Annotated in this window: 21 protein-coding genes and 1 tRNA gene; 12 read left to right on the top strand and 10 right to left on the bottom strand. The window is 71.1% G+C overall.

Annotated features, from left to right (window positions below):
* The first annotated feature begins 232 nt into the window (after positions 1 to 232).
* Complete coding sequence (locus ACZ7NC_RS08340; RefSeq protein ID WP_471486051.1) at positions 233 to 1,720, top strand: hypothetical protein; 1,488 nt, start codon at positions 233 to 235, stop codon at positions 1,718 to 1,720.
* 51 nt (positions 1,721 to 1,771) lie between these two features.
* On the opposite strand, the gene ACZ7NC_RS08345 is transcribed toward ACZ7NC_RS08340, so the two are convergent.
* Positions 1,772 to 2,392, bottom strand: coding sequence for a histidine phosphatase family protein (locus tag ACZ7NC_RS08345; protein WP_471486053.1), 621 nt, complete (start codon positions 2,390 to 2,392; stop codon positions 1,772 to 1,774).
* Between the two features lie 184 nt (positions 2,393 to 2,576).
* On the opposite strand from ACZ7NC_RS08345, the gene ACZ7NC_RS08350 reads away from it, so the two are divergent.
* The 8 genes from ACZ7NC_RS08350 (at position 2,577) to ACZ7NC_RS08385 (ending at position 9,042) form a co-directional block, all read left to right on the top strand.
* Positions 2,577 to 3,575 (top strand): phosphatase PAP2 family protein, encoded by a 999-nt coding sequence (locus ACZ7NC_RS08350; protein WP_471486055.1) that lies wholly within the window; start codon positions 2,577 to 2,579, stop codon positions 3,573 to 3,575.
* The gene (locus ACZ7NC_RS08355) at positions 3,526 to 4,659 is read left to right on the top strand and encodes a hypothetical protein (protein WP_471486057.1); all 1,134 of its coding nucleotides are present in this window, start codon (positions 3,526 to 3,528) and stop codon (positions 4,657 to 4,659) included. Before ACZ7NC_RS08350 ends, ACZ7NC_RS08355 begins: the two co-directional genes overlap by 50 nt.
* Positions 4,650 to 6,257, top strand: coding sequence for a hypothetical protein (locus ACZ7NC_RS08360; RefSeq protein WP_471486059.1), 1,608 nt, complete (start codon positions 4,650 to 4,652; stop codon positions 6,255 to 6,257). Before ACZ7NC_RS08355 ends, ACZ7NC_RS08360 begins: the two co-directional genes overlap by 10 nt.
* Complete coding sequence (locus ACZ7NC_RS08365; protein ID WP_471486061.1) at positions 6,254 to 7,588, top strand: AAA domain-containing protein; 1,335 nt, start codon at positions 6,254 to 6,256, stop codon at positions 7,586 to 7,588. The genes ACZ7NC_RS08360 and ACZ7NC_RS08365 overlap by 4 nt, the downstream gene beginning before the upstream one ends.
* Complete coding sequence (locus tag ACZ7NC_RS08370) at positions 7,585 to 7,758, top strand: hypothetical protein (protein WP_471486063.1); 174 nt, start codon at positions 7,585 to 7,587, stop codon at positions 7,756 to 7,758. The genes ACZ7NC_RS08365 and ACZ7NC_RS08370 overlap by 4 nt, the downstream gene beginning before the upstream one ends.
* A gap of 134 nt (positions 7,759 to 7,892) precedes the next feature.
* Positions 7,893 to 8,258, top strand: coding sequence for a hypothetical protein (locus ACZ7NC_RS08375; protein ID WP_471486065.1), 366 nt, complete (start codon positions 7,893 to 7,895; stop codon positions 8,256 to 8,258).
* Between the two features lie 129 nt (positions 8,259 to 8,387).
* Positions 8,388 to 8,978: a bifunctional DNA primase/polymerase gene (locus ACZ7NC_RS08380; protein WP_471486067.1), complete on the top strand. Its 591-nt coding sequence runs from the start codon at positions 8,388 to 8,390 to the stop codon at positions 8,976 to 8,978.
* Positions 8,969 to 9,042: transfer RNA gene (locus ACZ7NC_RS08385), tRNA-Lys, on the top strand. Before ACZ7NC_RS08380 ends, ACZ7NC_RS08385 begins: the two co-directional genes overlap by 10 nt.
* 68 nt (positions 9,043 to 9,110) lie before the next feature.
* On the opposite strand, the gene ACZ7NC_RS08390 is transcribed toward ACZ7NC_RS08385, so the two are convergent.
* Positions 9,111 to 10,703 carry a M6 family metalloprotease domain-containing protein gene (locus ACZ7NC_RS08390; protein ID WP_471486069.1) on the bottom strand — a complete coding sequence of 531 codons (1,593 nt, stop codon included), beginning with the start codon at positions 10,701 to 10,703 and terminating at the stop codon, positions 9,111 to 9,113.
* Positions 10,704 to 11,053: 350 nt separating this feature from the next.
* On the opposite strand from ACZ7NC_RS08390, the gene ACZ7NC_RS08395 reads away from it, so the two are divergent.
* Entirely contained in the window at positions 11,054 to 12,874 is a 1,821-nt protein-coding gene (locus ACZ7NC_RS08395; protein WP_471486070.1) for a putative bifunctional diguanylate cyclase/phosphodiesterase, read from the top strand.
* A 9-nt stretch (positions 12,875 to 12,883) separates the two neighbouring features.
* Here the strand turns inward: ACZ7NC_RS08395 and ACZ7NC_RS08400 are convergent, their stop codons facing one another.
* The 4 genes from ACZ7NC_RS08400 to ACZ7NC_RS08415 form a co-directional block, all read right to left on the bottom strand.
* Complete coding sequence (locus ACZ7NC_RS08400; RefSeq protein ID WP_471486071.1) at positions 12,884 to 13,972, bottom strand: LLM class flavin-dependent oxidoreductase; 1,089 nt, start codon at positions 13,970 to 13,972, stop codon at positions 12,884 to 12,886.
* Positions 13,973 to 14,033: 61 nt separating this feature from the next.
* Positions 14,034 to 15,524, bottom strand: coding sequence for a hypothetical protein (locus ACZ7NC_RS08405; RefSeq protein ID WP_471486073.1), 1,491 nt, complete (start codon positions 15,522 to 15,524; stop codon positions 14,034 to 14,036).
* A 99-nt stretch (positions 15,525 to 15,623) separates the two neighbouring features.
* Positions 15,624 to 19,337, bottom strand: a complete 3,714-nt coding sequence (locus ACZ7NC_RS08410) for an ACP S-malonyltransferase (RefSeq protein WP_471486075.1) — start codon at positions 19,335 to 19,337, stop codon at positions 15,624 to 15,626.
* 292 nt (positions 19,338 to 19,629) lie between these two features.
* Positions 19,630 to 20,838 (bottom strand): MFS transporter, encoded by a 1,209-nt coding sequence (locus ACZ7NC_RS08415; RefSeq protein ID WP_471486077.1) that lies wholly within the window; start codon positions 20,836 to 20,838, stop codon positions 19,630 to 19,632.
* 262 nt (positions 20,839 to 21,100) lie between these two features.
* Between ACZ7NC_RS08415 and ACZ7NC_RS08420 the strand changes: the two genes are divergently transcribed.
* On the top strand, positions 21,101 to 21,475 hold the full coding sequence (locus tag ACZ7NC_RS08420) for an ArsR/SmtB family transcription factor (protein ID WP_471486079.1): 375 nt from the start codon (positions 21,101 to 21,103) through the stop codon (positions 21,473 to 21,475).
* A 56-nt stretch (positions 21,476 to 21,531) separates the two neighbouring features.
* On the opposite strand, the gene ACZ7NC_RS08425 is transcribed toward ACZ7NC_RS08420, so the two are convergent.
* Positions 21,532 to 22,182: a ScbR family autoregulator-binding transcription factor gene (locus ACZ7NC_RS08425; RefSeq protein WP_471486081.1), complete on the bottom strand. Its 651-nt coding sequence runs from the start codon at positions 22,180 to 22,182 to the stop codon at positions 21,532 to 21,534.
* Between the two features lie 95 nt (positions 22,183 to 22,277).
* On the bottom strand, positions 22,278 to 23,009 hold the full coding sequence (locus tag ACZ7NC_RS08430; protein ID WP_471486082.1) for a response regulator transcription factor: 732 nt from the start codon (positions 23,007 to 23,009) through the stop codon (positions 22,278 to 22,280).
* A gap of 395 nt (positions 23,010 to 23,404) precedes the next feature.
* Between ACZ7NC_RS08430 and ACZ7NC_RS08435 the strand changes: the two genes are divergently transcribed.
* Positions 23,405 to 24,349, top strand: coding sequence for a ScbA/BarX family gamma-butyrolactone biosynthesis protein (locus ACZ7NC_RS08435; RefSeq protein ID WP_471486083.1), 945 nt, complete (start codon positions 23,405 to 23,407; stop codon positions 24,347 to 24,349).
* A gap of 66 nt (positions 24,350 to 24,415) precedes the next feature.
* Here the strand turns inward: ACZ7NC_RS08435 and ACZ7NC_RS08440 are convergent, their stop codons facing one another.
* Together ACZ7NC_RS08440 and ACZ7NC_RS08445 are read right to left on the bottom strand one after the other, a co-directional pair.
* A complete protein-coding gene (locus tag ACZ7NC_RS08440) occupies positions 24,416 to 25,147 on the bottom strand; it encodes a maleate cis-trans isomerase family protein (RefSeq protein ID WP_471486084.1) in 732 nt (243 codons plus the stop codon).
* 10 nt (positions 25,148 to 25,157) lie between these two features.
* The gene (locus ACZ7NC_RS08445; RefSeq protein ID WP_471486279.1) at positions 25,158 to 25,967 is read right to left on the bottom strand and encodes a maleate cis-trans isomerase family protein; all 810 of its coding nucleotides are present in this window, start codon (positions 25,965 to 25,967) and stop codon (positions 25,158 to 25,160) included.
* Positions 25,968 to 26,096: the final 129 nt, after the last annotated feature.

Raw genomic sequence — 26,096 nt, forward strand, 5'->3', positions numbered from 1 at the left:
ACGGCTACGGCGGAAGTCCGCCGCAAAGGATGGCAGTTCATGGCAGATCACGTATGAGATATCCGGTTTGTAGCTAAACCCTGCGTGCCGGGTCCGCTACAGCAGGTACGTTCTTGCCCGCCGGACGCAAGGACACCACACGGATATTCGGTACGGATCGTCGGTACGGATAGCCGGTTGAACTCGCCCTCGTTCCGGCATGGTTCGACGGTTCGCACGAGAGGACCCGGCCATGACGTCGTCAGAGCTGACCTCGTCCCAGACCACCAGGCCACCGCGGCCGAATCTCGCGTTCCGGCAGTTGCGCGGACAGCGCTCGCCGGCCGAGTTCGCCGCGATGGTGCGACGGGCCGCTCGCGAGATCGGCGAGCAGGTCAGCTGTGACGCGCGTTACGTCGGCCGGGTCGAGGCGGGCGAGATCCGCTGCCCCAACTACGCGTACGAACGAGTGTTCCTGCACATGTTCCCCGGCCGCACGCTCACCGACCTCGGCTTCGCGCCCCGCTCGTCCGTACGCGGACGCCGGGCGCGCGACGAAGAGGACGCGCCCCTGGCACACACCACGAGCCCGGCGCGCGCCACCGGTGAGACGCGGGGGGCCCATGAGCCGTATGCCCCGGAGAACCTGCAGGACCCGTACGACCCGTACGACCCGTATGACGCGTACGGGACAGAGCAGAAGCACGAGAACCACGAGGAGAGCGACGTGCTGCGTCGCGCATTCATGACCGGCGGGGGCGCCACGGTGGCCGCCGCCTCGCTGGGCCCCCTGGGGCTCGCCTTCGACGCCGCGGCCGCGGAGCGTCCCGTCCGACGTGTCGGGGGGCGCGAGGCGGACGCGCTGGAGGAGGCGGTACGCCGTATCCGGTTGCTGGACGACCGGCACGGCGCCGACGGCCTCTACCGGCGGGCGGCGGCTCCGCTGCGGACCGCCTACGCGCTGCTCGACGCCGGTACGACCCGGCAGGCGGTCGGCGACCGGCTCCACTCGGGCGCGGGTGAACTGGCCATCTCGGTCGGGTGGCTGGCGCACGACTCGGGGCGGTTCGACGACGCGCGCTCGCACTACGCGGAGGCGTTGGCGACGGCGAGAATGGCCGGCGACCCGGCCCTGGAGGCGCACGCCTTCTGCAACACGTCCTTCCTCGCGCGGGACGCGGGCCGGCCCCGCGAGGCGGTGCGGGCGGCGCAGGCCGCGCAACGCGCCGCGCGCCCCCTCGGCTCCGCCCGTCTGATGTCGCTGCTCGCGCTGCGTGAGGCCGGCGGCTGGGCGGGGCTCGCCGACCGGACCGGCTGCGAACAGGCTCTCGTCCGCGCGCAGGCCCTCTTCGACCGGGGCAGCTCCGAGGCCGACCCCGAGTGGATGAGCTTCTACGGCGAGGCCGAGCTGGAGGTCCTGGAGGCGCAGTGCTGGTCGATACTGGGCAACTGGCAGCGCGCGGCACGGCACGCCGGGCGCGCGGCCCAGCTCCAGGATCCGCACTTCACGCGCAACATCGCCCTCTACACGGCGGAACTGGCGGACGACCTGGCGCGGGGCGGACGCCCCGACGAGGCGGCCTCAGCCGGGATGCGGGTGCTGGACCTGCTGGACCAGGTGCAGTCGTCCCGGGTGCAGACGATGCTGGCGGGCACGGCACGGGTGCTGCTGCCGCACCGGAGGGCGAGCGGGGTGTCGGCGTTTCTGGAACGGCACGCCTCCGCGCCGCGGACAGCGTGAACGTCACGGCGTGAATGTCCCGGTGTGAACGTCACGGCGTGAGCGATCGGCTCAGCGGCTGGGCGCGCTGTCCGGCGCCCCGGCCAGGTGCCCCAGGTCGTTCCAGCTCTCGATCGCCGGCTCCCCGTAGGCCCACCCCAGTACCGACAGCGACGTCGGATTGAGCCGTATCCGCGCCGCGAAGTCCAGCGGCAGCCCCAGCCAGCGCGCGCCTATGGACCGCAGGATGTGCCCGTGCGCGAACACCAGCACATCCCGGTCCGCCTCCCGTGCCCACGCCACCACCTCGTCTGCGCGGGCCGTCACCTCGGCGAGGGTCTCGCCCTCGGGCACTCCGTCGCGCCAGATGAGCCAGCCGGGGCGCACGGCCTGGATGTCCGCCGGTGTCATGCCCTCATAGGCGCCGTAGTGCCACTCCATGAGCGTGTCCCAGGTACGCGCGCGTTGGCCGAAGCCGGCCAGTTCGCACGTCTCACGCGCGCGTGACAGCGGGCTGGTGCGGACCTCGACGCCGTCCAGCCCGTCGAACGGCGGCAGGTGCAGGCGCTCGCCGAGCAGCTTCGCGCCCCGGCGGCCCTCCTCCAGGAGGGGCACGTCGGTCCTGCCGGTGTGCTTGCCGGACAGCGACCAAGCCGTCTGTCCGTGCCGGGCCAGCAGGATGCGCGGTGCCATGACGGGGCCTTTCAGGGAGAAATGAGAGGCGGAACGTATCCATCATCGCGCACGCTGTGCCGGGGCAACCCGGCGGTCGATCTCTGCGTCTAGAGGGCCGGGGCGCCCGACAGGGGGCGCGCGCATACACCGTAAAGTGGTACGACCGGTCAACCGGGCGCTGACAGAAGGGGGAGGCGATCGGATGCCGCACGCCGAGACAGCTGGCGTGGAGGCGACGCCGCGGACCCACCTGCGCTGGTGGACCGAGCTGCCGCTGATACTGCTCGTCTACGCCTGCTACTCGGCGGGCCGACTGCTCGCCCGGGGCGATGTCCGTGCCGCCGTCGACCACGGCCTGGCGATCCTGGACATCGAGAAGGCCCTGAACCTCAACGCGGAGCACCCCCTCAACCGGCTCTTCACCCGCGAACCCTGGCTCGGCGTCCCGGCCGACTTCTGGTACGCGTCGCTGCACTACCTGGTCACGCCCGTGCTCCTGGTCTGGATCTTCAGGTCCCGCGCCGTGCACTACCGCGCGGCCCGCACCTGGCTGATGACGTCGACCTTCATCGGCCTGATCGGCTTCACCCTGCTGCCCACCTGCCCGCCCAGGCTGCTCGCCGACGGCCACGGCTTCGTCGACACGATGGCCCAGTACAGCTCGTACGGCTGGTGGGCCGGCGACGCGAGCGCGCCCAAGGGCCTGGGCGGCATGACCAACCAGTACGCCGCGATGCCGAGCCTGCACGTCGGCTGGGCGCTGTGGTGCGGGGTGATGCTGTGGCGGTACGGCGGGACGCGGCTGACGAAGGCGGCCGCCGTCGGCTACCCGCTGATCACCACGATCGTGGTGATGGGCACCGCCAACCACTACTTCCTCGACGCGGTCGCGGGCGCCGCCGTGATGGGCGCCGGGTTCCTGCTGGCGCCGTACGTCATGCGGGCCATGGACCGGTTGCGGACGCGGTTCGGGCTGGGCGCCACGCCCGTCACGGCCTCCGCCGGCACCGGCGCGAGCGGCGCCGGCGTGCCCGTCCTGGTCGGCTCCGGCGACACTCCTTCCTCAATTGTCAGTGGCGGATGCCAGACTTCCGCGGGTGAGCGAATTCCACGGCAGCGCCAGTCCCGGTTCGAATCCGGAGCCGAGCCGAGTGCCTCTCCCCAGGACGCGGGGGACGGCGCTCCGGCACCGGCTCGCTGAGCTGCGCGGTCCCGAGGTACCCGCCAAGGCGCTGGACGCGCGCGCCTTGGCCGCCCTCGCCGCCAACCCCGGCTGCAAGCGGCGCGCGATCCTGGACGGCGCCGGGGTGAACAAGGCGGCGCTGGCGAGCGCGCTGGGCTCGCCGGCGGTCTTCGGTCAGTCGCAGTTCGCCTTCACGCGCGGGAACGCCTTCGAGGCCAAGGTCAAGGCCGACGGCGGAGCGGAGCTGCTGCGGCTGGTCCGCGAGAAGCTGGACCGCGCCGCCGAACCGCCCGCCCACGCCCGCGTGCCCGAGCTCGCCGCGATCGGCCCCGAGGGCCGCACGGCCCGTACGGCACTGGCGCTGCGCGAGGCCACCGAGGCGCACGGCGAGTGGACGCTGCTGGACCATCCGATGCTCGCGCTGGACGTCGCCGGTTCGCCCGCCTTCCTGGAGCCGGACGCCGTGGTGGTGCACCCGGACGGCAGCTGGACGGTCGTGGAGATCAAGTCCTTCCCGATGCTGGACGGTTCGGCGGATCCGGCGAAGGTCGGCGCCGCCGCGCGGCAGGCGGCGGTGTACGTGCTGGCGCTGGAGGAGGTCGCCGCCCGGCTGGAGTCCGCCCCGCGCGTGCGCCACCGGATCCTCCTCGTCTGCCCCAAGGACTTCTCCAACCTCCCCACCGCCTCGGCCGTCGACGTGCGCAAGCAGCGCGCGGTGACCGCCCGCCAGTTGGCCCGCCTCACTCGCATCGAGGACATCGCCGACACACTCCCCGCCGGCACCTGCTTCGCCCCCGAGCTGCCCTCGGCCGACCTGACGGCCGCCGTCGAGTCGGTCCCGGCGACATACGCGCCCGAATGCCTGTCCGCCTGCGAGCTGGCCTTCCACTGCCGTGCCCGCTCCCGCGCGTCCGGCGCGGTGACGTCGCTGGGCCGCTCGGTGCGGGCCGAGCTGGGCGGTCTGACCACGGTCGAGGACGTGCTGTCGGCGGCCCGCGGCGAGTCCGGCGACCCGGCCGACCCGGCGGTGGCGGCCCTGCGCAGGGCGGCACGGCTGCGCGCGGAGGCCCTCGGCCAGGAGGCGGTGGCCGCGTGTCGCTGATCTCCACCCTGGCCCGCCTCGAAGCCGTCAGCACCGGCCGCGCCCAGCCCGCCGCGACCGTCCGCCACCGGCACCTGTCCGACCGGCCGCTCGTCTTCGTGCCCCTGACGACCGCCGGTGAGGCCGGCGCCCCGCTGGGCGCGCTGGTCGGCACGGACCGGGACGCCCCGCATCTGCTGGTCGTACCGCAGCCGCGCGACCGGGACCTCAGGTTCACGTTCCTGTCCGAGCTGGCGGACGTCGTCCTGCCGTACATCGACGCCCACGCCGAGGCCGTGGAGGCCGCCGAGCGCAGCGAGACCGATCCGGAGACCGGCAAGCGGGTCAAGGTCGAGGTCGAACTGTGCGCGGACGCCCCGCAGTTGATCGTGCCGAGCCGCGCGGGTATCGATTTCGTACGGCTGCTGGGCCGCTCCATGCGCTTTCGGCGTACGGCGGAGCAGGACCCGGAGACCCCCTACCCGGCGCCCCCGCGCGTGCCGTTGCTCGGGCGCTGGCTGACGCACCTCGGCGAGCGGGCCCGCGTGCCCGGCTCCTCGCTGCTGCTGGCCATGACGGACGTACTGGCCCGGCACTGGGCGACCGGCCAGTCCACGCTGGAGGACCAGCACCTCGGCGCCCTGCTCGCCTGGATCGACCCGCCGGACGGCGAGACGGGTGCCGAGGCGGCCCTGCGGGCGGAGCTCGCTCGGGACCGGGACGGCCAGCTGCTGTGCCCGCCGGCCGGTCCGGCCACCGACCCGGCGTTCGACAACAAGCTGCTCGCCCCCGCCGTCGAGCGCTACGACCGCGCCCGTACCGCCCTCGCCGCCGCCGAGGACGGCCTGGAGGCCGACGACCGGCTCGGTGACCTCAGCGCCGCCGAGCGGGAGATCCGCGCCCTCGTCGAGAGCCGGACCCGGCCCACCTGGGACGCGGTGTGGCGGGGCCTCGACCGGTTGCGGGAGCTGCCGGAGGCCGCGCGGGTCGAGGAGCGGTGGACTCGCGACCGCTGGTCGTTCACCGGCCACCGCGACCGCGTCCTCGCCGGTGAACCTCCGCAGCCGCGCCGCGACGACGCGGTCACCGCCGCGAACAAGCTCGCCGCGCGCGAACGCGAACAGGCCCGTCTGGAGGCCCAGGAGGCACTCGACGATCCGCTGGTGATGGCGGGGCGGCGGCTGGCCGGAGAGGCGTTCGCGGGCGAGGTCACCGATGTCGTGATGGCGTACAGCGAGGGCAAGCGGCCGAGTCCGCGCCCCCTGGTCACCGTCCGCACGGACGACCGGCCGCATCTGGGCGAGCGGGCCAAGGTGTACCGGTCGCTGGGCGGGAAGCCCCAGTCGGCGGAGTTCGTCGGCCATGACGGCGCCCTCGACGAGGACGGAAGCGTGCTGCTGGTGCTGCGGGTGCTCGACAAGATGGGCCGCGGCAAGGAGCCCGAGGAGGGATCGGTGCCGGAGAAGGGCGACCTGGTCTGCTTCACGTTGTTCGAGCACGAGCAGCGGGGCGGGGCGAAGCTGCCCGAGCCGGAGCAGACGCCCTGGACGCACGGCGGGCCGCCCGGGGAGCAGATCTCCGAGGCCGCCGATCAGCAGACCGAGGAGGACGTGCTGTGACCGCCGTGTTCGACCCCGGTGCCGCGGCGGCCGAGGCCACCGGCGCGATCCTCGCCGACACCCTGCACGGCACCGCGCGCGGCGTCGTCGTCGACTCCCCGCCCGGCGCCGGCAAGTCCACGCTCGTCGTGCGTGCCGCGCTCGAACTCGCGGAGGCCGGGCGCCCCTTGATGATCGTCGCGCAGACCAACGCGCAGGTCGACGACCTGGTGCTCAGGCTCGCCGAGAAGAACCCCGAGCTGCCGGTGGGGCGCCTGCACAGCAGTGACACCGACCCGTACGACAAGGCGCTGGACGACCTGCCGAACGTACGCAAGTCGGCGAAGGCGGCCGACCTCGCGGGCCTGTCGGTCGTCCTGTCCACGGCGGCGAAGTGGGGGCATGTGAAGGTCGACGAGCCGTGGCGGCACGCGATCGTCGACGAGGCGTACCAGATGCGCTCGGACTCGCTGCTCGCCGTGGCGGGGCTGTTCGAGCGGGCGCTGTTCGTGGGCGATCCGGGTCAGCTGGACCCGTTCGCGATCGTGGGCAGCGAGCAGTGGGCCGGGCTGTCGTACGACCCCTCGGCCTCCGCCGTCACCACCCTTCTGGCCCACAACCCCGACCTGCCCCAGCACCGTCTGCCGGTCTCCTGGCGCCTGCCCGCCTCCGCCGCGCCGCTCGTGTCCGCCGCCTTCTACCCCTACACGCCGTTCCGCAGCGGCACCGGCCACGACGACCGCCGGCTCACCTTCGCGGTCCCGTCGGACGGCTCCGGCCCGGACCGGGTGATCGACGAGGCGGCGGAGTCGGGCTGGGGACTGCTGGAGCTGCCCGCCCGGCACACCCCGCGCACGGATCCCGAGGCGGTACGCGCGGTGGCGGCGGTCGTACGGCGCCTGCTCGACCGGGGCGGAGCGGCGACGTCGGAGCGCGCACCCGATCCCGCGCCCCTGACCGCCGACCGGATCGCGGTCGGCACGGCCCACCGGGACCAGGCGGCGGCGGTCCGGGCGGCCCTGGCCGAGCTGGGCGTGCCCGACGTCACCGTGGACACGGCCAACCGTCTCCAGGGCCGCGAGTACGACGTGACCGTGGTCCTGCACCCTCTCTCCGGCCGCCCCGACGCCACCGCCTTCCACCTGGAGACCGGCCGCCTGTGCGTCCTCGCCTCCCGCCACCGGCACGCGTGCATCGTGGTCTGCCGGGCCGGCGTGAGCGACCTCCTGGACGACTATCCGTCGACGGAGCCGGTGCAGTTGGGGACGGTGGTGAAGTTTCCTGACGGGTGGGAGGCGAATCACGCCGTGCTGGCCCGACTCGCCGAACACCGGGTGGCCTGGCGCCCATGACCGGCCACAGCCCACACACCAACGACACCCACCGCACCGCCCCCACCCGCCGGACGGAGTCCGGCACGCCGCCGGAGGCGGCCAATGAATACAGCCCTGACGGGTGGGAGGCGAACCATGCCGTGCTGGTCCGACTCGCGGAACATCGGGTGGCCTGGCGGCCCGGCTGATCAAGGGCTGCCCCTGACCACAGGTCCCTGACCACACGTCCTTGACCACCCCCGGTTGACCTGTCCCGACGCCCACTTGCGCGGGCGCGGGACAATGGACGGTGGACCGGTTACGTACGAGGAGGAGAAAACACATGGCGGAGCCCACGCCGCGCCGGAACGAACCGCGGCTACGCCCCGCGCCCCTGCTCTTCGAGCCCGCGCAGGTGGCCGCCGACCCGGAGCACTTCTTCGACCTGGAGTCGATCGACGACCCGCGTGCGCTGCTGGCGCGGGCGACCGAGCTGACGCAGGCCTTCCGGGCGGCGACGGACCGTGCGGTGGAGTTCCAGGCCATCGCGGCCGCACAGCTGGCCGACCCCCGGCGGTTCGACCGGCTGACGCCCGCCGACATCGCCGAGCAGGCCGAGTGGACCGAGGACTACGCCAAGAAGATGGTCGAGTTCGGCAGGGATCTGATGCGAGGGGTCGAGGGGCGGGGACACGTCGACCCGGTGTGAGCCCCTTGGCACTCCCACACACCTGATGGCATATGCCAGGCGGGCAAGATACCCGCTCCCACCCCCTCCTGTCCGGCTTTTCGGCAACCCTCGGGGATCGCCCGCTCACTCCCGGTACATGTATCCGTCATGAGCAGCACATGGGACGACCTCTTCCCCGACGCCTCCGGCGTCACCCCCGACGGCGCCGCCTGGCTCGCCTCGGCAGGAACGTATCCGCGCAGCACGCTCACCCTCTGGGCGGAACGCCCGCAGGCTCCGGTGGTCCTGCCCTGCGGCTCCGTCTTCGATGTCGTCAGCACCCCCGCGATCTTCGGTCGCCGGATGCTGGACCAGCTCTGGCACGAGGGCCCGGGATCCGGACCGGTCGCCGCCTTCCGCGGGCGGATCCTGATGTTCGCCGCGCCGGGCACGGCCCATCGGCTGCCCTCACTGCTGCGCTGGGAGGAGTTCGGCCGCACGGACGGCATCCCGCCCCTCCTCTGCCACGGCACCGGCGACGCCGTCACCGTCCCCGCGCCGACGGACGTCGAGCCGCCGTCCGCGACACCCACCGGCTCCCGCTGGCTGGTCGCCCCGGACACCCGTACGCCCTGGTTACCGGGCCCCGAGGTGCTGCTCTGGGCGGCCGTGCGGGCGGTTCGCGCGGCCGTTCGGATATCGATTTTTCCCGACCCGGATCAGGGTGCTAAGGTCTACGACGTCAGCAGGCGCCGCTAGCTCAGTTGGTTAGAGCAGCTGACTCTTAATCAGCGGGTCCGGGGTTCGAGTCCCTGGCGGCGCACAGACAGTGAAAGCCTCTCGTGAAAGCGAGGGGCTTTTCGCATACCCGCCGAACCGTGCGCCCGGCGTCTACGACATCCCGATCCCCGCACCACCCGCCGTCGTGATCTTCACCGTCCACGCCCCCGAAGCCGTCCGCCCCTCCACCTCCACCCGGACACCCTCCCCCGGCACCGTGAAGCTCTCGCCGAGCCCGACCGGCGCGTCCGCGAGCGGTGGATACACGGAGTCCTCCCAGCAGGCCTCGCTGCGCGGATGGGCGTCGATCACCTCGACCGGCCCGCCCCCGGACTCCGCCTCGCTGCGTACCCGGTACACCAGCACCCCCTGCCGGCAGGTCTCCGCATCGTTGCCCACCGCACCGCGCACCTCGAAGGCCAGGGCACTCTCCGGACCGGTGCGCACGACGGCGAGCTTGATGCCGTTGCCCAGCCCGAACCCCGGCACGGCCCCGCTGGGGCCGCGAGCACGATCCGAGCCGTACACACCGTCCGAGCCGTACACACCATCCGAGCCATCCGCACCACCCGAGCCATACGCACCACCCGAGCCATACGTACCGTCCGAGCCATACGTACCGTCCGAGCCATCCGCACCACCCGAGCCCCGAGCAGGGTCCGAACCATAGGGCCTGTAGGACCCCAAGGCCCCCGCCCCAGCCGTCCCCGTCCCCGTCCCCGTCCCCGTCCCCGCCCCCGTCCGCACCCGACCCCCCTCCCCCGCCGAAAGCGGCTCCAGTGTCAGCCGCGCGGACCCGGTCCCCGCCCCCTGCACACACACCACCTGCCGCGGCTCCAGCCACCCCAGCTTCCACTTGTGCCAGCCGAACAGATCCGGTGCCATGCCGAACTGGCTGCCCATGAGGTCCCAGTCGCCGACGTAGGTGTCCCAGTCGCCCTTGCCGTCCACCGGACGGTGGTACAGGTCCGGCAGGTCGAAGACATGGCCGGTCTCGTGCGCGAGGACCAGCCGGTCGGGCGGATGGTTCTCGAACACGGTGACGACACGCCGGATGTCCGTGCCGTCGGCACGCAGCGGGGCGTCCAGGTTGACCACCTTCGTGGCGTCCGAGTCGACGCCGGGCGCGTCCGGGTCGGCGACGAAGTAGACGATGTCGTAGCGGGAGAAGTCCACCTGGCGGTCGGCCACGGCGAGCGCGTCACGGAGGTAGGCGGCCCGGTCCTCGACCCGCCAGTCGCGCTGTATGGCGTACGCCGTCGACGGGCGCGGCATGCGCAGCCAGTGGCGCAGTGGATGCGGGCGCAGGGTGAATCTGCCGTAGGAGGCACGTTCGAAGAAGCGGGTCGTGGCCGGGAAGTGGTCGGCCGTCAGTTCGGCGGGGGTCGTCTGCGGGGCGGAGTCCGGGAAGGACAGGAACACCATGACCGCGTCGAGCTTGCGGGTCGGGCGCGGATAGGCGGCGTTCCAGGTGTCCAGGCCCTCGGAGTGGTGGGCGTCGGTGCGTTCGAGGGCACAGGGCCCCGAGTCGAACGGTTCGGCGACCGAGGGGCCCACGACCAGCGAGGTCGCGGCGAGCGCCGACATCGTGGTGAACACGGCGGCGGTACTGCGCAGTCGCGACCGGTCCCGCAGCAGGCTCAGCCCACGGAACAGGGGGAACTGACGCGGCACGTGGACCTCCGGGAGCGGTTCGCGGGACACCGCACCCAGCCTGTGTCGGATTGTCGTACTACGTCCTGTTCTGCTGCACCGGACGGGTGAGTGGTCCGGGGGCTCGTCAGGGCCGACACCCCCGATTCGCTCACGGAACGTCACAAGTGGTCGTGGGCTCGAAGAAGCCGTCCATGTGCGAGCAGAAACGATCTGTCAGAAGCACGCGTCGCGTGGGAAGACTGAACAGTAGGTGGAAGGGCCCGGGAGCAGCCTCTATGATCGGCACACTTTCCTGACACTTTCCTGCACGGACGCGGCCCGGGACCCATCCCCCATCCACCCGGCCGGCCATTCCGATGAGACCCATCCGAAGATCGAGTGCACTGCGGGAGCGAGCGGTGAGCGGAACGTCCGAAGGGCCGACGCCCGCGGCAGACCTCATCGGGCCGGCCGTCACAGAGAGTAACCTACAGCCATCGCCCGGTACCGGGGCGCCGCCCTACTCGTCCGCCTTCCGTGCCGCGCCCCTGGCGATGGCCGTGGTCGACCGCGACGGCCTGGTGGCCGGCGCCAACCCCAGCTTCGCCGGCCTGCTCGGTACGACCCCGGCGGACCTGACCGGAGCCGTCGCCGCCGACCTGATGGACCTCGCCTCCGACGCCCGCACCTGGCACACGTACCGCGAGGTGCTGCGCGGCCGCCAGGCCGAACTGCGCTGCACCCGCCGTCTCAAGCACCCCGAGGGACACTCCCTGTGGGTCCAGGTCACCATCGCGCCGCTGCCCGGTGACGAGTCCGAGGGCCTGCTGCTCTCCGTGGCCGACATCAGCGCCCACCGCGAACTCCAGGCGCGGCTGCGGCACTTGCAGATGCACGACCCGGTGACCCTGCTGCCCAACCGCACACTGTTCTTCGAGCGACTGTCGACGGCACTGGAGGTGGAGTCGTACGCGGAGAGCGGCACCACCGGCCGAATCGGCCTGTGTTATCTGGACCTTGACGGCTTCAAGGCGATCAACGACACCCTCGGCCACCGGGTCGGCGACAAGCTGCTGGCCGCCGTGGCCGAGCGCCTCACGGCCTGCGCCGAGCAGGCGGGGTACGCCCGGTCGAGCCCGCCGCTGGTGGCCCGGCTCGGCGGTGACGAGTTCGCCCTGCTGATCGAGGACTCGACCGGCACCGAACAACTGGCCGACCTCGCCGAGTCGGTGCTCGAAGCGCTGCGCGCCCCCTTCGACATCTCCGGCCGGCGCCTGTCGGTGTCGGCCTCGATCGGCGTCGTCGAACGCCACGCGGCCGGCACCACCCCGACCGCCCTGATGCAGGCCGCCGACACCACGCTGTACTGGGCGAAGGCCGACGGCAAGGATCGCTGGACGCTGTTCGACCCGGAGCGCAACGCCCACCTCATCACCCGGCAGGCCCTCGCCGCCACCCTCCGTGCGGCCATCGAACGCGGTGAGTTCGCCCTGGAGTACCAGCCGTTGGTGGGCATGGAGGACGGTCGGCTGAGCGGCGTCGAGGCGCTTGTCCGCTGGAATCATCCTCAGTTCGGCGTACTGGCGCCGAATCGGTTCATCGGACTGGCCGAGGAGGACGGCTCCATCGTGCCGCTCGGCCGCTGGATCCTGGCGACCGCCTGCCGTCAGGCGCGTGCCTGGCAGTTGGCGCACCCCGACGAGCCGCCGATCTTCGTGAGCGTGAATGTGGCGGTGCGTCAGGTCTGGGACTCCGACCTGGTGGCGGATGTGGCCGGCATCCTCGACGAGACACAACTCGACCCGCATCTTCTTCAGTTGGAGCTGACCGAGTCGGCGGTGATGGGCTCGGGAGGCCGGCCGCTGCAGGACCTCCAGGCGCTCAGCGACATGGGCGTGCGCATCGCCATCGACGACTTCGGCACGGGCTACTCGAATCTGGCGTACCTGAGCCGGCTGCCGGTCTCGGTCCTGAAGCTGGACGGATCCTTCGTACGGGGCTTCCAGTACGAGAGCGACAACAGCGCGGCCGTCCCGCCGAACCCGGCCGACGAGGTCGTGGTCGAGGCGATGATCCAGCTCGCCCACCGGCTGGGTCTGACGGTCACCGCGGAGTGCGTGGAGACGCTGGCGCAGGCCTCGCGGCTGCGCCGGATCGGCTGCGACACCGGCCAGGGATGGCTGTACTCACGGCCGGTGCCGCCGGATCGGATCTCCGAGTTGCTGGGTGTGCGGGTCTGAGCCGTCCGGTCAGGCGGTCGGCAACCCGTAGGCGTCCGCGATGAGTTCGAACGAGCGCAGCCGTACGTCCATGCCGGGCGCGTTGCTCGTGATCATCAACTCGTCGGCTCCGGTGCGCTTCTGGAGGTCGTCGAGACCGGCGCGGACCTCGTCGGGGGTGCCGTGGACGACGTCGGCGAGCCAGGAGTCGGCGAACTCGCGCTCCAGCGAAGTGAACTGGTGGGCCTCGGTCTCCTCGGGGGTGGGGATCAGGCCGGGGCGGCCGGTGCGCAGCCGGATCATGCTGAGGGCGCCGGCCATGACCTGGCGGCGGGCCTCTCTCTCCTCGTCGGTGGCGAGCGCGGAGACGCCGATGAGGGCGTAGGGCCGGTCGAGGACGGCGGACGGCCGGAAGGACTCCCGGTACAGGTCCAGGGCCGGGATGGTGTTCCGGGCCGAGAAGTGGTGCGCGAAGGCGAACGGCAGGCCGAGCATGCCGGCCAGCCGGGCGCTGAAGCCGGACGAGCCGAGCAGCCAGATCGGCGGGCGGTGCGGGGACTGGACGCCGCCCGGCGAGGTGGCCTGGATCGGGCCGGGGACGGCGTGGATACGGCGGTAGGGGTGGCCGTCCGGGAAGTCGTCGTCCAGGAAGCGGGTGAGCTCGGCGAGCTGCTCGGGGAAGTCGTCGGCGCCTTCGTTGAGGTGGTCGGTCCGGCGCAGGGCGGCCGCGGTGGCGCCGTCCGTGCCGGGGGCGCGCCCCAGGCCCAGGTCGATGCGGCCGGGGGCCATGGCCTCCAGGGTGCCGAACTGCTCCGCGATGATCAGCGGGGCGTGGTTGGGGAGCATCACGCCGCCGGAGCCGAGACGCACGCGGTCCGTGTGGGCGGCCAGATGGGCGAGGATCACGGCCGGGGACGAGGAGGCGACGCCGGGCATGGAGTGGTGCTCGGCGATCCAGTAGCGGTGGAAGCCACGGGACTCCGCCAGACGCGCCAGCTTGACGCTGGTGCGCAGGGCGTCGGTGGCGGTGCGGCCGGAGCTGACCATGACCAGGTCCAGCACGGAAAGGGGGACGGGGGCGCTGCCCTGTGCCTCGCCTCGGATCTCGTCTGCCGCCACTGGTGCCTCCTGATGCGTGCGTCGTACTGGCCGGACAGGTCTAACAGGAGATTGCCTCCGTTTATTCCCGGGCCCTGTTCCTGGTCCCCGCCGCGAAGGTGGCCTCCCGGAACAGCGGTGTCTCGCCCCGTCCCGCTCCGCGCAGGCGCAGGGCGTAGCTGACCAGGGCGTGGTTCAGCATGTACAGCCGGTGTTCCGCGCGCCCTCCCGGGGAGAGCCGGTCGACGACCCACTCGACGGGCGTGGCGCCGGCGTAGGCGTCCCTGGGTTCGAACAGCAGGTGTGCCGCGCCGATCTCGCCCAGCACGTTGAGCGTGTAGGCGAACGGGTAGGGGCGGTTGACGCGGTCGTCGTCGGTGCGGTCCAGGTCGGGGAAGCCGTCCACCAGCCGCTCCAGCATCTTGGTGCCGATCAGGTCCATACGGCCGGTGAGCATGGCGGTCTGGGTGACATAGGCGTACGCGATCCCGTTCAGGAAGTAGTTCGCCCCGGGATCGATGTGCACCCACTGGCCCACGACGTCCTCGACGAAGGCGTTCAGGTCCGGCACCTGGTCCTCCAGGCGGCCGAGATTGTGCAGGGCCATGAGGTAGTAGAGGCCCATATGGGTGCGCTCGACCGGGGTGATGCGGGACATCAGCTCCTTCGCCTCCGCCAGCCGGTCCCGGCCGTGGGTCAGGTACTCCTCGGCCCGGCCGGTCATGGCGACGGCGTTCAGCATGGTCAGCAGCGGGTAGATCCGGACGAAGCTCTCGGACATGGGCTGCGGGAACGCGGGGGGCAGGTTCAGTTCGTCCGCGCGGTCGAGGTAGGAGAGGACCTCCTTGACGAAGTCCCGGCCGTCGTCGGCCATGAACCGCTCGTGGCCGAGCAGCGAGATCACTGACAGCAGCATGGACCCGCCGCGCCCGCGGAAGAACGGCGCCGGGATCTTCTCCAGCAGCCCCAGCGCCTCCCGGACGTAGTTGCGCCGCCCGATCACCAGCCGGTCCTTCAGGCCGAGTTGGCCGAAGGCGAGGAAGACGGCCGAGTAGGCGGACAGCTTCTCGTAGTGGCCGTGGCGTCCGGCGTTCTCGTCCTTGATCCGGTCCGGCTCGATGGTGTCGGCGACGGCCAGGGTCTCGGCGGCGAAGTCGGTCACCGAGTTGACCAGCAGGGACCGGTCCAGGCGCAGCTTGGCGAAGGCGTCCATCAGGATGCAGCCGGCCATGACCCTGAAGTACGGGTTCCGCTCGGCCCGTACGGCGTCCAGGATCGGGGCGAGGTCGCGTTCGAGGTCGGGGCGGCGCAGGTCGCGGCCGGGGTCGGCGACGTTCAGGGCGAAGTCGGCCAGCAGGTGGGAGAAGCGGGTGTAGGCGTCGTCGACACCCTTGGCGGCGAGCAGGCCGAAGGTGTGCCGGATGCGGGCGGCGGCCTCGGCGTCGTAGGCGACGGGGTACTGGCCCAGGCCGGTGCCGCGGACCATGCGGCTCCACGGGGTGGCGATGACGCGGGTCTCGTGGGACAGGTGGTGCAGGCCGTCCACCGGGACCGGGAACACGGCGGAAGTCATACGGGTCTCCTTGTCAGGGAGTTGAGGCTGCGGGAGGGGGGAGGTCGCCGGGCAGGCCGGGGGATTACCTGCCCGGCGACCTCGGAGGGGGGCGGGGCCTCAGTCGTCCAGGTGGGGCAGCGGCGGTACCGCGAGGCCGAGGAACTCGGTCCTGGTGCCTTCCAGCATCTGCAGGGCCCAGTTCAGCCACTTGATGCCCTCGCAGTAGATGGCGACCGGGCGGCGCTGGGTCTGGTAGGTGTCCACGAGGGTGCCGTCCAGTTCCTTCTGGAAGTGGAAGGGCGGCATGGCCGTGAAGTGCTGGCCCATCATGAACACGAACCGGATCAGCCAGTACGGGTCGTCCCGCAGATAGGGCGAGTCGGGGTCGTCGAGCCCCAGCGCCGCCGTCATCACGCCGGCGAAGTGGTCCTCCATGCCCTGCGGCGCCCCGGTGTCGACGGCGCCCCCGTTCGCGATCACGTCCCGCACCCGGTACGCCTTCTGGTACGGGTTGCCCGGCAGGAAGGCGATGTCGACGGCGGGGGTGAGCCCCTCGCCGGCCTCGACGTTCAGGGTGAACTGCTCGAAGTGGATCTCGTCGTAGTGGCCGATCGAGTTGTGCCAGGGCTTGTTGTCGTACATCGCGTCGTCGCGGGTGTCCTTGCCCTCGCTCTTGAAGCCGATGGCCCGGGGGTCGAGGAACTTGATGCCGAGCGCGGCGGGCGTGATGGCCGCGAGAGCCGCGTCCACGTCCTCCCGCGGCGCCCCGGACTCGATCAGCCGCTGGGCGTGCCGCAGGGGCTCGGTGTCGCTGATCTTGATGTTCTCGGTGTTGGTGTCGCCCATGACGAGCGAGTGGTAGGCCGGTTCGAGGATCTCGGCGAACTCGGGGGTCCCGCGGAAACGCTTCAGCAGGGCCCCGTGGTTGAGGTAGGAGACGCCGTTGACGACGATGCGCTCGGTGTCGAGGAGCCGCGCGTGGAACGTCCGCGGGGCGGTACGGCGGCACAGGTCCAGGCGGTCCTCGATCTTGCGGAAGTAGGAGATGTCCAGCGTCTCACCGGGCGCCGGCACCCGGCCGACGCTGTGCACGTTCTCGTTGAGCACCCGGATGATCTGCTCGTAGAGCCGGGCGACCACGGCGGGCGGCGGGGTGTGCTTCTCGACGTACCGGCTGACCTCCTCTCCCGCGACATAGCTCATCTCGTAGATGACCTCACGGTCGACCTGCCGGTCGGCCTGCCGCAGCCCGGACGGGACCGGCACCTCCCGCTCCAGGACGGTGAAGACCTCGGGGAAGTAGCCGCGCACCGGCTCGGGCAGGGCCTGCAGGAACTCGGCCTGCTTACGGGCCTTGGCGAACGGCGGGAGCATCACGCCGTCGCCCTCCGGGTTCCAGCGCGCGGTCGTCAGCGCCTCGCTGAGGATCTTCCGGACCGTGATGTGCTCCTCGCCCTCCTTCCTGACGAAGACGGTCATGGACTCGCTGCCGCCCTGCCCGAAGCTGACGATCGTCTCGTCGATGCCGATGTAGGCGTGGACGGTGCTGGAGAGCACCCGGCGGCTGCGGGCGTTGGCCAGGACGCGTTCGTTCTCCTCGGTCAGGGCGAGGACGCAGGCGTACTCGAACGCGTCGAGGGCGGGGTTGACGCGCTTCTTCCAGGCCTCGGCCGGTTCCGTGACGGCGACGACATGGGTGGCGTACGACCCGGTGTCCACGTCGGTCACGGCCGGCTCCGAACCGAGGGCGACGATCTGGCAGTTGCCGTTGAGGTGGATCCGCCGCACCCCCGTGCCGAGGGCGCCGTCGCGGAGCACGGCGCGGGTGGCGTCGGCCAGGTCCTTGCGGGACTGGATCGGCACGCCCTCGGGCGACACCAGGGGGATCCCGGCGCCGGTGAGCCCGCCCAGGATCCGCTCCAGGGTGCCGTCCGGGACGTGCGCGGCGCTCAGGGTGACCGCGTCGGCCAGCGGGATCGCCCCGGAGACGGCCAGGGCGGCCAGCCAGCCCGGTGTGTCGGCGCCCTCCAGGTAGTGGTCGCTCTGTGCGAACAGGGCCGGCCGGTGCTGGGCGAGGGTGTGGAACAGCAGGTACTCGTGGACGACGCGGTGTCCGGCCGGGGGGATGCCGCCGTCGAGGCGCAGGGCTTCGAGCATCCGGTCGTGGATCTCGTACGCCGTCGGCTGGTGGTCGAGCAGCATCCGGGTCCTGCGGGCCAGCACCTTGTCGTCGAAGGCGGCCGGTCCGCCGAAGTGGAAGACGACGACCTCGGGGGCGGTGGTGTGGAGCGTCCGCGCGCGGACCTCGCCGGTGCGGTCCAGCACGGTGAGTTCGACGTAGGCCTTACCGAGCATCGCCGAGTCACCGGCGGTGATCCGCTTCTTCAGCCGTGCGCGGGTGACGAGTTCACCCCGGTCGAGGGCGATGTACTCACGGTGGGCGCGCGTGTGCTGGAAGATCTCGAGGAGCCGGTGGAAGCTGGGCGAGCCCTCCCGGTCATGGCGCAGCATCTCCGCGGTGATGACCCGGCCGAGGGTGCGCGAGAGGTAGTCGTCGCAGAAGTCGCTCTCGGCGGCGAGGCGGAACAGCTCGCGAAGGAGGTGGTGGTCGTCGCGGGTCAGCTCCTCCCCCGTGGTGTACAGCTCCTCCAGCCGGGACATCAGGGCGCCGACCACGTTGACGGCCCGCAGGATCGTGGCGGTGTCCTCGTGGCTGCCCGTGTACGCCATGGCGGGCGCGGCGACATCGTTGTCCCGTAGGAGCTGGACCGACTTGGCGCCCAGACCCAGCTCCAGCACCATGTCGACGTCGAGGTCGTTCAGGGTCTCGCAGGTGTCCCGGGAGGCCATGACCTGGTCCGTCATGGCCAGGACGCCTTCGCGGACGGCGTCCGCGGTGGTCAGCAGGGACATGTCGTGGTTGGACACCAGCGGGACGCGCGGCTCGTGGAAGCGGATCCGCCGGGTGACGAGGAACCGCTCCAGGGCCTCGCGGGCGGGGCGCATCCGCGCGGAGTGGGCGAGGAAGACGGTCGGTTCCTTCAGCTCCCAGGTGGTCGCGTCCGCGGAGGCGGCGACGAAGGCGTCGAACTCGGCCCTGGCTCCGGAGCGGACGTAGAGGTTGGCCTGTGTGGGCGCGTATGTCTTGTGCAGTTCCACGTCCATGAGCGGGAACGTCTCGCGCAGCCCGCCCAGCACCGCCGCGAGGGCCTCCGGGCTCGGCGCCTTCAGCGCCAGCACGTGGTACGGCTCCCCCACCAGGGGTGTGTCGCGGACGGACTCGTCGAGGTAGGAGGCGATGTCCCGGGCGAACACCTCGTCGGTGCTCCGGGCGCCCGCGGCCTGGAGCATCAGCGGCGTGAACGCCTGGGCGATCCGGACACCGTCGTGGACGGAGAGGGCGCCGCCGGCCACCGCGGCCGTGAGGATGCCGAAGCTCTCGCCGGTGTAGGCGACGAAGCCGACCGGGACGCCGTTGCGTGCGATCCGGTCGCGCAGGTAGGCGTCGAGGGCGAGGCTGTGCACCAGCAGGGCCGCCCCGATGAAGCCCTGCCGCTCCAGCTTGCCCTCCGGAAGGCTCTCCGGGTCCAGCAGGAGCAGGTCGGGACGGGCGGGGAAGCCCAGGGCGCGGGCGGCCTCGCGGTAGATGCCGGTGATCTCGGGGTTGCCCGAGTCCAGCAGGGCCCGGCCGAGGCTGCGGTAGAAGGCGCGGCTGCCGAGGCCGGGGAAGAACCCGGCCACACGTATGCGGTCCTTGGTGCTGAGGACGTCGTCGGCCGGGCGGAACCGGCCGGCGGCGGGAGAAAGGACATCGGAAAGAGAGCGGGACACAGGCATCGCCTCTCGGGTTCTCTGGGCGGTAACGTCGCGCGCGCTCACCGTTGGGCGCGGAGAATTCACGTTCCCAAGTACGGAATAATTCTTTCCGACTGCACAGACCCGGTTCAACAGATTCCGATGCAGGGTTTTTCAAGGCTCTTCAAGCAACCGCAGAGCAATGTCAGAGAAGTGCAAACATGCCGGTCAGGGCAGCTTCAGTGTCAGTGTCGGCGTTAATTCCAGGAAAACAAGAAAGCAGGGCCGAAAGCCAACGCGGCTTTCGTCCCTGCTTTTCTTGACGGAATTACTGAACGCCCGCCTCGACCGTTTCCGTACGGCGTGCGGCGCCCGCGGAAGCATTCTTCGCAGTCGCCGTTCCACCGCCGAGGGAACCCGCCGCCACCACGACCAGTCCGGCCAGGGCGAGCCCCGCGCCGACCCACAGCGGGGAGACGAACCCGTACCCGGCCGCGAGGGCCAGGCCGCCGAGCCAGGCGCCGAGCGCGTTGCCGACGTTGAAGGCCGCGATGTTGGCACCGGACGCCATGGTGGGCGCGTCGTCGGCGTACTTCATGGTGCGCACCTGGAGTCCGGGCGCGGTGGCCAGGCCGATGGTGCCCATCAGCAGCAGCGAGATCAGCGTCGCGACCTTGCTCTCCGCGGTGAGGGCGAAGACACCCATGACGACGGTGAGGACGGCCATGATGCCGATCAGGGAGGCGTTGAGCGACTTGTCGGCCGCCTTGCCGCCGACGAAGTTGCCGATGAAGGTGCCGGCACCGAACAGCACGAGCAGCCACGGCACGGTGCTGGTGGCGAATCCGCTGACCTCGGTGAGCGTGAAGGCGATGTAGGTGTAGCCGCCGATGACACCGCCGAAGGCGAGGATGCTGAGCGTGATGGAGACCCAGACCTGGCCCCGGCGGAAGACGGCGAGTTCGGCGCGCAGGTCGGTGCGGGCGGCCGCCGTGGTCTGCGGCACCAGGAGCTGGATGCCGACCAGGGCGACGACACCGATGACCGTGATGGCCCAGAAGGTCGAGCGCCAGCCGAACTGCTGGCCGACGAAGGTGCCCAGCGGCACACCGAGGACGTTGGCGGCGGTCAGTCCGCCGAACATGAGCGCGATGGCGCCGGCCTTCTTGTTCTCGGCGACCATGTCGGAGGCGACGACCGCGCCGACGCTGAAGAAGGCTCCGTGGCACAGGGCCGCGACGATCCGGCCGACCATCAGCAGTTCGTAGGTCGTGGCGACGGCCGAGATCAGGTTGCCCGCGATGAACAGCGTCATCAGGCCGACCAGGACCTTCTTGCGGTCGAAGCGGCTGATCGCCGCGGTCAGTCCGAGGGCGCCGATGGCGACGCTCAGCGCGTACCCGGAGACCAGATACCCGGCAACCGATTCGGAGACGTCGAAGTCGCCTGCCACCTCCGGCAGCAGCCCTACGATCCCGAACTCCGTGAGGCCGATACCGAAGCCCCCCAGTGCCAGGGCGATGAGCCCGATAGGCATGTGAAAACCCTCCGTTGCAGTGGCATGCGGTCCCGGACCGTGCCTTGCGGGACGCTGACGTATCGAAGTATCGCAGAACCTCGATACGTCGTGTCAAGTGGAGTTCGGCTCAGGGGAGTTGGATTCGGGCGGCCCGGGGCGACCGGGCCGAGCAGGCGTATACCCGCTGACCTGGGGAAATGACCTGGAGCTTACGGCGACGTAACGTATCGACTATCCTCGATACATCCACAGTCGGCTCCGCGTCAGCACCGGAAGGCCCATGACGAAACACGACACGCCTGAGACAGGCGACCTCGCGCCCCTGCTCGAAGCCCTCAAGGCGCTCGCCAACCCTGTGCGGCTGCAAGTGCTTCAGTGGCTGCGGGAACCGGAAGATCACTTCCCGGTCAACCCGGCCGTCACCGACCCGCGCGCGGTCGGCGTCTGCGTCAGTCACATCCAGGCCAAGACCGGACTCGCGCAGTCCACCGTCTCGGCCTATATGGCCGTACTCGAACGTGCGGGCCTCGTGCGCTCCACGCGCGTCGGCAAGTGGACCCACTACCGGCGCGACGAGGAGCGCATCGCCGCGCTCGTCGAGGACCTCAATCGCGAGGTCGGGGAAGTCCATCTGGCGGACCTCCTTCCCTCGTAGTCCACTTCACACGTGAGTTCCGGGCCCGGGTCACCTCCATGACCCGGGCCCGGACGTCATTCCCGGCCCGTCTCGCCGGATCCGCCCAGGGGCTTCTCCGGCTCGGGCACGGGGCTGGTACGCAGACGCGGCAGCATGCCCGGCGCGGCGAGCCCCGGCAGCACCAGTCGCCACAGCGCGGAGATCCGGGCGGGCAGGTCCCGCCGGTTGCTGTACGCCTGTGACATCACCTGAAGGCCGGTGAACGCGCCGACCACGGTCGCGGCCACCTCCGACAGATCCGCCCCCGGCAGCAGCTCTCCCTGTTTCTCGGCCTGGCGCAGCAGGTCCTCGACGACCGTGATCGACTGGTTGTACGGGGTCTGGGCCGAGGACGAGAAGGACGACTGCTCGACGGCCAGCCGCACGCTGGCCCGCAGCACCGCGTCGGTCTGCAGCCGGCGCGAGAACTCCAGGGTGAGGTCGATGACCGCCTGCAGCTTCACCGGCTGGTCCGGCACCACCAGGGCCTCGCCCTGCGCCTCCACCAGCGCCGCCGCGATCGCTTCCTTCGACGGGAAGTGGTGATACAGCGCGCCCCGGGTGAGACCGGCTCTGGCGAGGATCTCGTTGGTGCTCGCCGCGTCGTAGCCGCGCTCGCCGAACACGGCCGCGGCGGCCTCCAGGATCGAGCGTCTCGACCTGATGCCTCTCTCCTGTTGGGCCATCGCCGGCTCCTCGCATCTCCAGCTCGGAAACATACAAACCTGTCTGCATTGTATTCGCCCGAGCAACGAGCTGACCAGCCCGGTTCCGCCTCGGATCAGACACGCCCGAGCCGAAAACCGACGCCTCGTACGTTCACGATCCAGCGACTCGATCCGAGCTTGCTGCGCAGACTGCTGACATGGGTGTCTATGGTGCGGCCGCGCTGCGACCACTCGTCGTCCCACACCTGGCTCAGCAGCTGACGGCGGGAGAGGGTGATGCCCGGCCGGGAGGCGAGCAGATACAGCAGGTCGAACTCCTTGGGCGTGAGGTCCACCCGCCGCCCCTCCAACAGGAGTTCGCGGGCATCGGCGTCCATCCGCAGCGGGCCGTAGGTGATGACCTGGGCCGGCGGCCGGGGACGGACCCGGCGCAGCACCGCTTCCATCCGGGCCAGCAGCTCCCTCAGCCCGTACGGCTTGACGACATAGTCGTCGGATCCCGCCTGCAGCCCGAGCACACAGTCGATTTCGGCCGCCCGACCGGTCACCGCGATGATCGGCACGTCACCGGCCGCCCGCATCCGGCGGCACACCTCGAGTCCGTCCAGATCGGGCAGATCGAGGTCCAGCAGAACCAGGTCGGCCTCGCCATGGGCCCGTAACGCCTCGGCCCCGGTGGCCACGCCCTGCGCCTGATAGCCGTGGCGGCTCAACTCCTGCACCAGGCCCTCGGCCTCCGGGAGATCACCCTCGACCACGAGAATGCGCAGCGCCCGCGCATTCTCGGACACCGGCTGATCCGCCCCGACGCGCGTTCTCGCCGAATCCATGACCTGCCGATCCATGTCACGCCCTCCCCCAGGCACATCACATCGAACTGTTGAGCGCTCGCCTTCCGGACGGTACCAGGCAGGGTTGCCGGTTTGTCAACGTGGTCCGGACCGGAGCGCCGACAGCGAAGCCGACAAGTTGCTTTTTGAACAACTGCCTCATACGGCTCAGAAGTACGGACATTTCCTCCCACTACTTCCACTCGGCCCAGCCGACTGCCATGTACATGAGCGAGTCAAGCCAACGTAACCGCCCTGTAAACCAAACAAGTCAGCCGGTCTTTGAAGAGCTTTTACTTTGAAACCAATCCACCCTGTCTGTATGTTCGAGGGAACACGCGTTCATCGGAGACGGGGGTCAGGGCGCGCGTCCACCCACCCCTGTCCGCGAACAGACAGGAGTGCCACGGATGCTGACCACCGTCCAAGCGCCCACGACCATCCGTACTCCCCTCGGGGACCCGCGGCTGACCGCCACGGTCCCGCGCGAGTACGTCCATCGGGTGTCCGTGGCCGAGGTGTTCCTGACCGGCTGGGCGGCCGACACCACGGACTCCTTCGTGGTCCGGGGCCAGTGGCCGCGCACCCACGCGCTCTTCGCCCCGGTGGGCGGCCACCAGGATCCGCTGCTCCTGGTCGAGTCGATACGGCAGGCCGGAACGCTGCTGTCGCACGCGGAGTACGGGGTGCCCTTCGGCCATCAGTTCCTGATGTGGAACATGTCGTTCACCGCCGACGCGGCGGCGTTCGAGACCGGTCCCGCCCCGACCGACATAGAGCTGCACACCAGGTGCCACGACATAGTCCGCCGGGGCCGGAGCATCGCCGGTATGCGCTACGAGGTCTCCGTCCGGCGGGCCGGCCTGACCGTGGCGACCGGCGGCGCCAGCTTCAGCTGCACCAGCCCCGCCGCCCACCGACGGCTGCGCGCCGGCCGCCCCACCACCACCGGCCGCGCCCTTCCGGCGCCGATCGACCCGGGCGAGGTGGGGCACACGAGCCCGGAGCACGTCGTGCTCGCCGCCGCGGCGGCGCCCGGCGAGGCACGGTGGGAGCTGCGGGTCGACACCGGGCACGCGGTCTACTTCGACCACCCCGTGGACCACGTCCCCGGCATGGTGCTGATCGAGGCCGCCCGCCAGGCCGCCCGTGCCGTGACCCGGCAGCCCCGGGCCCTGCTACTCGGCCTGGACGCCGAGTTCACGCGCTACGCCGAACTCGACGCCCCCTGCTGGATCGACGCCCGCGTCGAGGGCACGGGGGCGGACGGGGAGCAGCGGGTCCGGGTGAGCGGCATCCAGCAGGGGGAGCGGGTGTTCAGCGCCGAGCTGTCCGTCGGGCGCCCGGCAGTCTGACCCCGGCGTCGTGCGCCCCGGCGCCGGCCGCCGCCGTCAGGCGCCCCACCGCCTGGCGCCGCCCCCTCACACCTGCACGATCGGCTCCCGGGTGAACAGCGCGCCCAGCGCCGCCGCGTTCACACGGCGGTCCGCCAGGCGCAGCGCCTCCCACACGGTGACCTGGTTCGCCGTGAGGACCGGTTTGCCGAGTTCGCGTTCCAGGGCCGGGATGTGGGCGGCCGTGTGCAGTGCCGTGTCCGGCAGCAGCACCGCCTCCGCGTCCGGCGCGTCCACCTCCTTGGCCAGCGCGAACACCTCGGCCTCGCCCCACGTGCCGACCTCCGCGGCCGTGATGATCCCGGAGCCGCGCACCGAGACCACCTCCGCGCCGCCCGCCCGCAGGAACTCCGCGAAGAGCGCCGCCACGTCGTCCGGGTAGGTCGCGCCGACGGCCACTCGCCGTACGCCGAGTTCCCGGGCGGCGTGCACGAAGGCGAAGGACGTCGAGGAAGCCGGCATGCCCGCGGTGACGGCGAGGGTGCGCACCTGCTCGTGGGCACCCTCCCAGCCGTAGACGAAGCTGCCGGACGTGCACGCCCACACCACCGCCTCGGCACCCGTCAGACGCAGCGCCTCCACGCCCTCCGCGAGCCGCTCCGCGGAGCCCATCCGCAGCAGCGCGTCCACCCGGTGCGCGTCCTCGCCGATGTCGGTGTGCACGAGGTCGAGCCGGATGCCGCCGGCCAGCAGTTGCTCGATGCGCGGATAGTCGTCCTCGGCGGAGTGGCCGGGGTAGAGAATTCCGAGAGCGGTCATGTCACCCTTTCTACTGCTGTTCCTGCTCGGGAACATCCGGCACGTCCGGAAGCACGGGCCCGCTCCGCGCGGACGGGTCGATCCGGGCCGCCGGATCGATCAGCGCCTGATAGGGCCCCACCGCGCGAGTACCCACCCTGCGCAGCGCAGCCCACATCGTCACCTGGTTGGCCGAGAGCACCGGGATGCGCAGTTCCGCCTCCAGTTGGGGGATCACGTCGTAGGTCGGGAGGTTGGTGCAGCTGATGAACAGCGCGTCGGCCGAGCGGCGCACGGCCCTGCGTGCCATGTCGGCCACATCGCGGTACGGCACCTTCCAGATGTGCCGGGTGAGCCCCATGAACGCGCACCCGGTGACCGCTACCCCCGCCTCGGCCACGTAGTCCTCCAGGGCCCGCGTCACCGACACCGTGTACGGCGTCACCAGCGCCACCCGCCGTACGCCGAGCTCGGTGAGCGCCTCAAGGAGCGCGCCCGAGGTGGTGACGGCCGGTATCGCGCCCGCCCGGGTCATCGCCTCGCACATCGCCCGCTCGCCGGCGATGCCGCCGACGAAACTGCCGGAGGTGCAGGCGTAGGCGACGACCTCGGGCGAGATCGCGGTCAGGGTGCGGACGCCGTCGCCCAGCGTCTCGTGCTCGCTGACCAGCCGCGCCAGATCCAGGCTGACCTCGACCGGGACGAACGGCGTCCGGGTCAGATGCAGCGAGATCTCGTCCGGCACCCAGCGCCACAGCTCCCGGTCCAGCGCGAAGTCGAACGGGGCGACGACTCCGACACCGCGCTGCGGGCGTGGGCCGCCGAGGAAGGAAATGTCCATGGCCATGGCAGGCACCGTCCTCACTACGAGATACGGGTGAGCAACGGACCGTACGTACGCCCGTGTTGACGAAGGTAGGTTCGGGTGCGAGCGTGGTCAAACGTCGCATGTCAGACGGCCGTTTCCGAC

The sequence above is a fragment of the Streptomyces sp. NPDC111802 genome, assembly GCF_055634335.1.

Bases quoted from the DNA above. Each gene is read 5' to 3' on its own strand.
- ACZ7NC_RS08425 (WP_471486081.1), bottom strand. From the start codon at position 22,182: ATGGCCCAACAGGAGAGAGGCATCAGGTCGAGACGCTCGATCCTGGAG.
- ACZ7NC_RS08345 (WP_471486053.1), bottom strand. From the start codon at position 2,392: ATGGCACCGCGCATCCTGCTGGCCCGGCACGGACAGACGGCTTGGTCG.
- ACZ7NC_RS08420 (WP_471486079.1), top strand. From the start codon at position 21,101: ATGACGAAACACGACACGCCTGAGACAGGCGACCTCGCGCCCCTGCTC.
- ACZ7NC_RS08415 (WP_471486077.1), bottom strand. From the start codon at position 20,838: ATGCCTATCGGGCTCATCGCCCTGGCACTGGGGGGCTTCGGTATCGGC.
- ACZ7NC_RS08430 (WP_471486082.1), bottom strand. From the start codon at position 23,009: ATGGATCGGCAGGTCATGGATTCGGCGAGAACGCGCGTCGGGGCGGAT.
- ACZ7NC_RS08435 (WP_471486083.1), top strand. From the start codon at position 23,405: ATGCTGACCACCGTCCAAGCGCCCACGACCATCCGTACTCCCCTCGGG.
- ACZ7NC_RS08375 (WP_471486065.1), top strand. From the start codon at position 7,893: ATGGCGGAGCCCACGCCGCGCCGGAACGAACCGCGGCTACGCCCCGCG.
- ACZ7NC_RS08350 (WP_471486055.1), top strand. From the start codon at position 2,577: ATGCCGCACGCCGAGACAGCTGGCGTGGAGGCGACGCCGCGGACCCAC.
- ACZ7NC_RS08340 (WP_471486051.1), top strand. From the start codon at position 233: ATGACGTCGTCAGAGCTGACCTCGTCCCAGACCACCAGGCCACCGCGG.
- ACZ7NC_RS08445 (WP_471486279.1), bottom strand. From the start codon at position 25,967: ATGGACATTTCCTTCCTCGGCGGCCCACGCCCGCAGCGCGGTGTCGGA.
- ACZ7NC_RS08440 (WP_471486084.1), bottom strand. From the start codon at position 25,147: ATGACCGCTCTCGGAATTCTCTACCCCGGCCACTCCGCCGAGGACGAC.
- ACZ7NC_RS08380 (WP_471486067.1), top strand. From the start codon at position 8,388: ATGAGCAGCACATGGGACGACCTCTTCCCCGACGCCTCCGGCGTCACC.
- ACZ7NC_RS08370 (WP_471486063.1), top strand. From the start codon at position 7,585: ATGACCGGCCACAGCCCACACACCAACGACACCCACCGCACCGCCCCC.
- ACZ7NC_RS08405 (WP_471486073.1), bottom strand. From the start codon at position 15,524: ATGACTTCCGCCGTGTTCCCGGTCCCGGTGGACGGCCTGCACCACCTG.